Source organism: Microbacterium sp., assembly GCF_041641055.1.
Lineage (GTDB): Bacteria > Actinomycetota > Actinomycetes > Actinomycetales > Microbacteriaceae > Microbacterium.
This window is the reverse complement of record NZ_JBEPZB010000053.1, coordinates 1-7809: the sequence shown is the minus strand read 5'-3', so window position 1 is coordinate 7809 and position 7809 is coordinate 1. Positions and strand designations below refer to the sequence as shown.

The window sequence follows — 7809 nt, the reverse complement described above, 5'->3', positions numbered from 1 at the left end:
ACGTCGCCCAGCGCTTCGAGGTCGCCCGCGAGAAGACGAACGGCCTGCTGGTACTGTCGTAATCGGGTCGCGTCCCGACGGGCCAAGTCTCGTCGGGACGCCATCTCAGCCAAAAACCCCCGCGCATCGCGTATGCACTTCTGCTGCGCACAGCGCACGAGAAACAGGGAGACCTGAGTGTCTGTCAAGATCGGTATCAACGGCTTCGGCCGCATCGGACGCAACTACTTCCGCGCGGCTCTCGCGCAGGGAGCGGACATCGAGATCGTCGCGGTCAACGACCTCACCGACAACAAGACCCTTGCCCACCTTCTGAAGTACGACTCCGTGGGCGGCGTGCTCGATGCGGACATCAGCTTCGACGACGAGAGCATCACGGTCAACGGCAAGGCGATCAAGGCTTTCGCCGAGCGCGACCCCGCAGGCCTCCCGTGGGGCGAGCTGGGCGTCGACATCGTCATCGAGTCGACCGGCTTCTTCACCAAGGCCGACCTCGCCAAGAAGCACATCGAGGCCGGCGCCAAGAAGGTCCTCATCTCGGCACCGGGCACCGGCGTCGACGGCACGTTCGTCATGGGCGTGAACGAGGACACCTACAACCCGGAGACGCACCACATCATCTCCAACGCCTCGTGCACCACCAACTGCCTCGCGCCGCTGGCCCAGGTCTTCAACGACGCGTTCGGCATCGACCGCGGCTTCATGATGACCGCTCACGCCTACACCGCAGACCAGAACCTGCAGGACGGCCCGCACAGCGACCTTCGTCGTGCACGCGCAGCGGCCATCAACATCACGCCGGCCTCGACCGGTGCCGCCAAGGCGATCGGCGAGGTCCTGCCCGAGCTCCAGGGCAAGCTGAGCGGCTCGTCGTACCGCGTGCCGGTTCCCACCGGCTCGATCGTCGACCTCACCCTCATCACCGACCGTGAGAACCTCACGGTCGACGAGGTCAACGAGGCGTACAAGAAGGCTGCTGCCGATGGGCGCCTCGCAGGCTTCCTGCAGTACAACGAGGACCCGATCGTGTCGAGCGACATCGTGCACAACCCGCACTCGTCGATCTTCGACTCGACGCTGACCAACGTCAGCGGCAACCTGGTCAAGGTCTCCAGCTGGTACGACAACGAGTGGGGCTACTCCAACCGTCTCGTCGACCTGACCGAGTACGTGGCCGAGCGTCTCTGAGACACCTCCATGACTCTGCGCACCCTGGACTCACTGGGTTCGCTCGAGGGCAAGCGCGTCATCGTCCGTTGTGATCTCAACGTCCCCCTCCGGGACGGGATCATCACGGACGATGGCCGCGTTCGCGCCTCGCTGCCGACCCTCAACGCACTGATCAACGCGGGCGCCCGCGTCGTGGTGTGCTCGCACCTCGGTCGCCCCGACGGTGCGCCCGACCCGCAGTACAGCCTCGGCCCGGTCGCCCAGCGACTGTCGGAGCTGCTCGGCAAGCCGGTCGCGTTCGCGCGCGACACCGTCGGCGAGTCGGCACAGGAGGCCGTGGCCTCGCTCGAGGACGGCGGCATCGTCGTCATCGAGAACCTGCGGTTCAACCCGGGGGAGACCTCGAAGGACGACGCCGAGCGCGGCGCCTTCGCGGCTCAGCTCGCAGAGCTCGGGGACGTCCTCGTCTCCGACGGGTTCGGCGTGGTGCACCGCAAGCAGGCGAGCGTCTACGACCTCGCCGAGCTGCTGCCCTCCGCAGCCGGACTGCTGATCGCCGCAGAGCTCGACGTGCTCGACCGTCTCACGGAGAACCCGGAGCGGCCGTATGCGGTCGTGCTCGGCGGGTCCAAGGTGAGCGACAAGCTCGGCGTGATCTCGCACCTGCTGCCGCGCGTGGATCGCATCCTCGTCGGCGGAGGGATGCTGTTCACCTTCCTGAAGGCGCAGGGCCACGCCGTGGCATCCAGCCTTCTCGAAGAGGACCAGCTCGAGACCGTCCGCGGCTACATCGCCGAAGCCGAGAAGCGCGGCGTGGAGCTCGTGCTCCCGACCGACGTCGTCGTGGCCTCCTCCTTCTCGGCTGACGCCGAGCACGAGGTGACCGCCGCCGACGCGATCGAGGACACCGCGTTCGGCGCGGCCGGCATCGGCCTCGACATCGGTCCCGACACGGCGGCGCGTTTCGCGGAGGTCATCCGCGGATCGAAGACCGTGTTCTGGAACGGTCCGATGGGTGTGTTCGAGTTCCCCGCCTTCGCGGGCGGGACCAAAGCCGTCGCACAGGCTCTCACCGAGGTCGACGGTCTCAGCGTCGTCGGCGGCGGAGATTCCGCGGCGGCCGTGCGTCAGCTCGGCTTCGCCGACGACCAGTTCGGTCACATCTCGACCGGTGGCGGCGCCAGCCTCGAGTTCCTCGAGGGCAAGAAACTACCCGGCCTGGAGGTGCTCGGATGGGCGTGAAGACCCGTACCCCGCTGATCGCGGGAAACTGGAAGATGAATCTCGACCACCTGCAGGCGGTCGCGTTCGTGCAGAAACTGCACTGGACGCTCAAGGACGCCAAGCACGAGGACGGATCGGTCGAGGTCGCGGTGTTCCCGCCCTTCACCGACATCCGCAGCGTGCAGACGCTGATCGACGCCGACAAGATCCCGTTCGCCCTGGGCGCTCAGGACCTCTCGGCGCACGATTCCGGTGCCTATACCGGCGAGGTGTCCGGCGCGTTCCTCTCGAAGCTCGACGCGAAGTACGTCATCATCGGGCACTCGGAGCGCCGCGAGTACCACTCCGAGTCCGACGAGGTCGTGGCGGCGAAGACGAAGGCCGCGCTCAAGCACGGCCTCTCGCCGGTGATCTGCGTGGGCGAGACCGCAGAGGACCTCGAGAAGTTCGGCGCCAGCGCTGTTCCCGTCGGTCAGCTCGAGGTCGCGCTCCAGGGCCTGCCGAAGGATGCCGACATCGTCGTGGCCTACGAGCCCGTCTGGGCGATCGGCTCCGGCCAGGCCGCGACGCCGCAGCAGGCCCAGGATGTCTGCGCGACACTGCGCGCGGTGATCGCCAAGGTGCTGGGTGACGACGCTGCCGCGCGCACCCGGATCCTGTACGGCGGCTCGGTGAAGGCGGCCAACATCGCCAGCTTCATGCGCGAGCCCGATGTCGACGGTGCACTGGTCGGTGGCGCGAGCCTCGTGGTCGACGAGTTCGCCGCGATCATCCGCTTCGAGAAGCACGTCGGCGTGTGAGTGTGGCGGGGCTCCGGCCCCGCCGCACCGTATACTTGACCGTTACCGGGGCAGTCCTGCCCCAGCGAAAGGCTCTTCCTCGTGGAAATTCTCGAGTTCGTCCTGCAGGTGGTGCTGGGTATAACCAGCGTCCTGCTGACCCTCCTCATCCTCCTCCACAAGGGTCGCGGCGGCGGCCTGTCCGACATGTTCGGCGGAGGCATGTCGTCGGCTGTCGGCTCGTCGGGCCTCGCTGAGCGCAACCTCAACCGCTTCACGGTCATCCTCGCTCTCGCGTGGTTCGTGGCGATCGTCGCGCTCGGTCTCATCACGAAGTTCGAGGTGATCTGATGGCTACTGGCGGTAACGCGATCCGAGGGACCCGCGTCGGTTCCGGACCCATGGGCGAGCAGGACCACGGCTACCACGCCGACCGCATCGCGGTGTCGTACTGGGACGGGCTCGGCAACGAGACGGTCCGCTACTTCGCGGCGGGCCTGCCCGAGGACGAGATCCCCGAGACGATCGACCACCCGCAGTCGGGGCTCCCGGCCGGACGCGACAAGGCGAACCCGCCTGCCCTCGCCAAGGCCGAGCCGTACAAGACGCACCTCGCCTACGTGAAGGAGCGTCGCACCGACGAGGAGGCCGTGCAGCTGCTCGAGGACGCGCTGACCCAGCTTCGCGAGCGCCGGGGCCAGTGACCTCCGTCTGATCTGACACAAGAAGCCGTCGCGATTCGATCGCGACGGCTTCTTCTCTGTCTGAGCGCGTCGTCCAGGTGGCCGCGGCTCAGCGGCGCGGCTCAGCGGCACCCGGCGGCGGCATCGATGTAGTTCTGCGGGGGATAGCCGTATGCCCACACGCCGTTGGCGTCATCGGTGAAGACCTTGCTGATCGCCCAGGCGGTCGCCCACTTCTCGATGCTGTCCTGGGTCGACGAGTCGTACATCTCCTCGCACTTGACGCTGATGGCGTGTCCCACTTCATGCGCGACGAGAGCCTTGCTCCGATCGCCCGGCCACTGCTCGGCGACGGAGTTCGAGAGCTCGATGAGCGCACGGTCGGGCTCGTCCCACCACCAGGTCGTGAGGCCACCCATGCTGCCGTTGTAGCCGGCGCCGTTGACGATGGTGTTCCAGTCGAACTCGAGCAGGACGCCGGGTGCGAGCGAACGGGCGAACGCCTCGATCTCCAACCGGGTGCCCTGCAGCGGCCCGGCCTTCTCCGCCAGCTCCGCCTTCTCGCCGGCGACGACCTGTCCTGCAGCGTCCTGCAGTGCCACGAAGCTGCTCACCGCGGCGTCATCGAGCACGGACGTCCCGGCGGCGGTCGTGGCAGCCTCTCGGAGTGCGATGACATCGTCGTTCTTCGCAGAGAGGTGCGCGGCCTCGAATGACGAGGCAGCCGAGGCCGCAGACTCCACGAAGGACACCCCGGCCGCGGTGAGGTCCTCGGTCGCGGTCGAGATGACGGGCGCTTCCTCGGACAGCTCGGTGTCGAGCTCCTCGAGCCCGTCGACCTCGACGTCGAGCTCTTCGGCTGCCCCGAACAGCTCCCAGAACACGATCGGCTTCTCCTCGGCCTCCGGCAGCGGCTCGGTGAGCAGCTCCTCCACGGACGCTGCGGCGTCACCGGCTGTCGTGACGGACTCGCTGAGTGTCTCCTTCGCGCCGGGATCGGCCAGTACGCCCGAATCGCTCTCGACCAGCAGGGTCGCGGTCTCCGAGGTCGTGCGGAGCTCGTCCGTCGCGGCCCCGACCTCGGTGAGGGTGAGCCGGGTCTCGTCGAGCGAGTCCTCGAATCGGGTCAGCGCGTCGTCGTAGCCGAGGTTCGCCGTCAGCTGCAGCGCCCCGGCGAACACGAGGACTGCGGCGACCGCGAGTGAGCCGGAGAGCCACCAGACGAGCGCTCTCCGAGACCTCCGCGGCGCGACGGGGGAGCGCAGGTGAGGAGGAAGTTCGTGCCCTCCGGGCGACGGTCGTTCGCTCATCGGCCGCGCGACAGGGTGCAGGCGAGACGGGTGGGCATTCGGTGGCACCTCCGGGAGCGGAACGCGGACACGTCGACTCTGCCAGAATCACGGCTGATCGGAGAATGACGAAGGCCCCCGCATCGCTGCGGGGGCCTTCGGAGTGAGGGGCTGACGAGAATCGAACTCGCATCATCTGTTTGGAAGACAGAGGCTTTACCACTAAGCTACAGCCCCGTTGTCGGGCTTGACCGCGCGGCCCGTACCGACTCATCGACTATACCGGACGGATCGGGGTGCTCGCGTCCGTTAGACTCGGTGGGGCTGAATCTGCATGCGGATTCCCCGGGGCGTAGCTCAGTTTGGTAGAGCGCCCGCTTTGGGAGCGGGAGGTCGCAGGTTCAACTCCTGTCGCCCCGACACGGCTTCAACGGCCTGACAGCCGCGATTCAGCGCGGAAATCACAAGGAGAGCACACCAGAATGGCGAACAGCACCGTCGAGAAGCTGACCCCGACCCGGGTCAAGCTCAGCATCACGGTCACCCCCGACGACCTCAAGCCCAGCATCGCGCACGCCTACGAGCACATCGCTCAGGATGTCCAGATCCCCGGCTTCCGCAAGGGCAAGGTCCCGGCTCCGATCATCGACCAGCGCATCGGTCGCGGTGCGGTCATCGAGCACGCGGTCAACGAGGGCCTCGACAAGTTCTTCCGCGACGCGACCGCCGAGCACAAGCTCCGCGTGGTCGGACGTCCGGCCGCAGACATCACGCAGTGGCCGAACGAGAAGGACTTCTCGGGCGACCTGCTCGTCGACATCGAGGTGGATGTCCGTCCCGACATCGAGATCCCCTCGTTCGACGGCATCACCCTGACCGTCGACGCCGTCGAGGCGGATGACGCGGCGCTCGACGCCGAGCTGGAGAACCTGCGCGCCCGCTTCGGCACGCTCGTCCCGGTCGACCGTCCCGCCGCCAAGGGCGACTTCGTCGAGCTCGACCTCGTCGCGACCATCGACGGCGCCGAGATCGACCGCGCCGAAGGCGTCTCCTACGAGGTCGGCTCCGGCGAGCTGCTCGAGGGCATCGACGACGCGATCGAGTCCCTCACCGCCGGTGAGGACACGACGTTCCGCTCCGCGCTCGTCGGCGGCGACCACGCCGGCTCCGAGGCCGAGGTCTCCGTCACCGTCAAGGCGGTCAAGGAGCGCGAGCTCCCCGAGGCGGACGATGACTTCGCTCAGATCGCCAGCGAGTTCGACACGATCGCCGAGCTCCGCGAGAGCCTGGCCGAGCGCGTGTCGCAGCAGGGCGTCTTCACCCAGGGCTCCGCAGCGCGCGACAAGCTCGTCGAGACGCTGCTCGAGCAGATCGACATCCCGGTTCCGCCGAAGCTCATCGAGGACGAGGTGCACAACCACCTCGAGGGCGAGAACCGCCTCGAGGACGACGTCCACCGTGCCGAGGTGACCGAGGCGAGCGAGAAGCAGTTCCGCACGCAGGTGCTGCTCGACACGATCGCCGAGCAGGCCGACGTGCAGGTCTCGCAGGAGGAGCTCTCGCAGTACCTCATCCAGTCCGCCTCGCAGTACGGCATGGCTCCTCAGGAGTTCGTCGAGGCGCTGCAGTCGTCGAACCAGCTTCCGGCGCTCGTCGGCGAGGTCGCCCGTAACAAGGCGCTCGCGATCGCGCTCGGCAAGGTCAAGGTCGTCGACACCAACGGCAAGCGGGTCGACCTGTCCGACTTCGTGGTGACCGACGACGAGGCGGAGGACGCGGGCGAGTCCGAGGCTCCGGCCGAGGAGAAGCCGGCCAAGAAGGCTCCCGCCAAGAAGCCGGCCGCCAAGAAGGCTCCGGCCAAGAAGGCCGACGACGCCGAGGCCGAGGAGAAGCCGGCCGAGAAGAAGCCTGCGGCCAAGAAGCCCGCAGCCAAGAAGGCTCCGGCCAAGAAGGCTGCCGACAAGGCCGAGTGATCGGACACGATCTCGATGGGAGGGGCGGATGCTGCGGCATCCGCCCCTTTCTCGTGAAGAGGAGGAATCAATGAGCGAGCAGACGAAGAGCTGGGACGAGCGCATCGACGACGTCTGGGCGGAAGCGTCCGGCGAGGAGGTCGGCGACGAGACGATCGCGCGGATCGATGCCCTCGCCGCCGAACGGGGCCGCGACGACGCGCGCGCCGAGTTCGAGCGCGCGGGTGCCAGGGACTCGGCAGGGCGACCCGCGGAGGCGGTCGAGCTCTACCGCAGGGCGCTCGCTCTCGGCCTCGACGAGGAGCACCGGCCGCAGTGCGTGATCCAGATGGCCAGCTCGCTGCGCAACCTGGGGGAGTACGACGAGGCATTGGCCGTGATCCGTGCCGAGGAGGAGATCGCCGCGGACGGGCCGTATCGTGATGCGGTGGCCACCGTCCACGCGCTGATCCTGGCCAGTTCCGGACGCCCCGCACAGGGCCTGTCCGTCGCGCTCCTCGCGCTCGTCCCGCACCTGCCGAGGTACCACCGATCGATGACCGCGTACGCGCACGAGATCGCGGATCTCGACGCCTGATATGCCGACGGCGAACACGGCCTGAGCGCTGCGTTGTCGCCGGTAGATTCGAATCACTGAAACACGGAATCAGGAGCTGACATGGCTGCAGAACCCCTCCTCGCTACGAGCGTC

At 67.7% G+C, this 7809-nt stretch carries 8 protein-coding genes and 2 tRNA genes; 8 read left to right on the top strand and 2 right to left on the bottom strand.

What is annotated here, in order from left to right; all coding sequences use genetic code 11:
• Positions 1-177 precede the first annotated feature (177 nt).
• From gap to ACESK8_RS17610, 5 genes are all read left to right on the top strand, one after another.
• Entirely contained in the window at positions 178-1188 is a 1011-nt protein-coding gene (gene gap, locus ACESK8_RS17630) for a type I glyceraldehyde-3-phosphate dehydrogenase (protein ID WP_372969795.1), read from the top strand.
• Positions 1189-1197: 9 nt separating this feature from the next.
• Positions 1198-2412: a phosphoglycerate kinase gene (pgk, locus tag ACESK8_RS17625; protein WP_372969794.1), complete on the top strand. Its 1215-nt coding sequence runs from the start codon at positions 1198-1200 to the stop codon at positions 2410-2412.
• Positions 2403-3194: a triose-phosphate isomerase gene (gene tpiA / locus ACESK8_RS17620; RefSeq protein ID WP_372969793.1), complete on the top strand. Its 792-nt coding sequence runs from the start codon at positions 2403-2405 to the stop codon at positions 3192-3194. Before pgk ends, tpiA begins: the two co-directional genes overlap by 10 nt.
• 81 nt (positions 3195-3275) lie before the next feature.
• Positions 3276-3524: a preprotein translocase subunit SecG gene (secG, locus tag ACESK8_RS17615; RefSeq protein WP_060926463.1), complete on the top strand. Its 249-nt coding sequence runs from the start codon at positions 3276-3278 to the stop codon at positions 3522-3524.
• A complete protein-coding gene (locus tag ACESK8_RS17610; protein ID WP_372969792.1) occupies positions 3524-3877 on the top strand; it encodes an RNA polymerase-binding protein RbpA in 354 nt (117 codons plus the stop codon). The genes secG and ACESK8_RS17610 overlap by 1 nt, the downstream gene beginning before the upstream one ends.
• 101 nt (positions 3878-3978) lie before the next feature.
• On the opposite strand, the gene ACESK8_RS17605 is transcribed toward ACESK8_RS17610, so the two are convergent.
• Both ACESK8_RS17605 and ACESK8_RS17600 read right to left on the bottom strand, forming a co-directional pair.
• Positions 3979-5166 carry a hypothetical protein gene (locus ACESK8_RS17605; RefSeq protein WP_372969791.1) on the bottom strand — a complete coding sequence of 396 codons (1188 nt, stop codon included), beginning with the start codon at positions 5164-5166 and terminating at the stop codon, positions 3979-3981.
• A 145-nt stretch (positions 5167-5311) separates the two neighbouring features.
• Positions 5312-5382: transfer RNA gene (locus ACESK8_RS17600), tRNA-Gly, on the bottom strand.
• Positions 5383-5491: 109 nt separating this feature from the next.
• On the opposite strand from ACESK8_RS17600, the gene ACESK8_RS17595 reads away from it, so the two are divergent.
• The 3 genes from ACESK8_RS17595 (at position 5492) to ACESK8_RS17585 (ending at position 7695) form a co-directional block, all read left to right on the top strand.
• Positions 5492-5565 (top strand) — tRNA-Pro (locus tag ACESK8_RS17595).
• A gap of 62 nt (positions 5566-5627) precedes the next feature.
• Complete coding sequence (gene tig, locus ACESK8_RS17590) at positions 5628-7118, top strand: trigger factor (RefSeq protein WP_372969790.1); 1491 nt, start codon at positions 5628-5630, stop codon at positions 7116-7118.
• A gap of 70 nt (positions 7119-7188) precedes the next feature.
• Positions 7189-7695 (top strand): tetratricopeptide repeat protein, encoded by a 507-nt coding sequence (locus ACESK8_RS17585; protein WP_372969789.1) that lies wholly within the window; start codon positions 7189-7191, stop codon positions 7693-7695.
• Positions 7696-7809 lie beyond the last annotated feature (114 nt).

Excerpts from the sequence above, each read along its gene's own strand:
- pgk (WP_372969794.1), top strand. The coding sequence starts at position 1,198 with ATGACTCTGCGCACCCTGGACTCACTGGGTTCGCTCGAGGGCAAGCGC.
- tpiA (WP_372969793.1), top strand. The coding sequence starts at position 2,403 with ATGGGCGTGAAGACCCGTACCCCGCTGATCGCGGGAAACTGGAAGATG.
- ACESK8_RS17610 (WP_372969792.1), top strand. The coding sequence starts at position 3,524 with ATGGCTACTGGCGGTAACGCGATCCGAGGGACCCGCGTCGGTTCCGGA.
- ACESK8_RS17605 (WP_372969791.1), bottom strand. The coding sequence starts at position 5,166 with ATGAGCGAACGACCGTCGCCCGGAGGGCACGAACTTCCTCCTCACCTG.
- tig (WP_372969790.1), top strand. The coding sequence starts at position 5,628 with ATGGCGAACAGCACCGTCGAGAAGCTGACCCCGACCCGGGTCAAGCTC.
- ACESK8_RS17585 (WP_372969789.1), top strand. The coding sequence starts at position 7,189 with ATGAGCGAGCAGACGAAGAGCTGGGACGAGCGCATCGACGACGTCTGG.